Source organism: Flectobacillus sp. BAB-3569 (assembly GCF_002270355.1).
Taxonomy (GTDB): Bacteria; Bacteroidota; Bacteroidia; order Cytophagales; family Spirosomataceae; genus Flectobacillus; species Flectobacillus roseus.
This window is the reverse complement of the sequence record NZ_NJFZ01000158.1, coordinates 1-622: the sequence shown is the minus strand read 5'-3', so window position 1 is coordinate 622 and position 622 is coordinate 1. Positions and strand designations below refer to the sequence as shown.

1 protein-coding gene is annotated in these 622 nt (G+C 36.8%); it reads right to left on the bottom strand.

The annotated features are described in order from the left end of the window. Window positions 1-100: 100 nt before the first annotated feature. The gene (locus BWI92_RS26825; RefSeq protein ID WP_095168678.1) at window positions 101-334 is read right to left on the bottom strand and encodes a response regulator; all 234 of its coding nucleotides are present in this window, start codon (window positions 332-334) and stop codon (window positions 101-103) included. Window positions 335-622: the final 288 nt, after the last annotated feature.

The window sequence follows — 622 nt, the reverse complement described above, 5'->3', positions numbered from 1 at the left end:
GTATTCAACCTTTACACCACCATATCTAAAATCAACTCCATCGCCACTGCGAAAACCACGCCCTGTACTATACCCACTCAGCCCTATACCTAATTTTGATTTAATAAATCATTGCCGAGATTGACGAGCCGTTTCGATTCATCCATTTTGGCATCATCACATCGAGCAAAATCAAATCTGGTTTAAATTTTTTTGCCACCTCCAAGGCTTGAAGTCCGTCTGTTGCCGAAGCTGTGTCAAATCCTTCTTTGGTAAGGTTGTACTCTAATAGCTCAATAATATCTGGGTCGTCGTCGACCAAAAGGATTTTGGGAGTTGGTAGCGTATTGCTCATATATTTGATAATTAGTCGTTGAGCGAAAGTATCATTACTCAAAATCAACACACTGGATGCAATTAATTAAAAATTAATCCAATATTACCCCAGCATTAAGTGTCATTAAGTAACGCGGCTAATAACTACTTGCACTCAAAAGCCAATACAAAATTAGTTATCTCAATATTAAGGAATTGTTAATTCTCACGAACCCTATATATTTCACCCTGTTCGTTGGTGATAATTACTACATTTTCATCTAAAAATGCTATAGATTCGGTCTGTTTATGTGGGAATTTTATACAG

Excerpts from the sequence above, each read along its gene's own strand:
- BWI92_RS26825 (WP_095168678.1), bottom strand. The coding sequence starts at position 334 with ATGAGCAATACGCTACCAACTCCCAAAATCCTTTTGGTCGACGACGAC.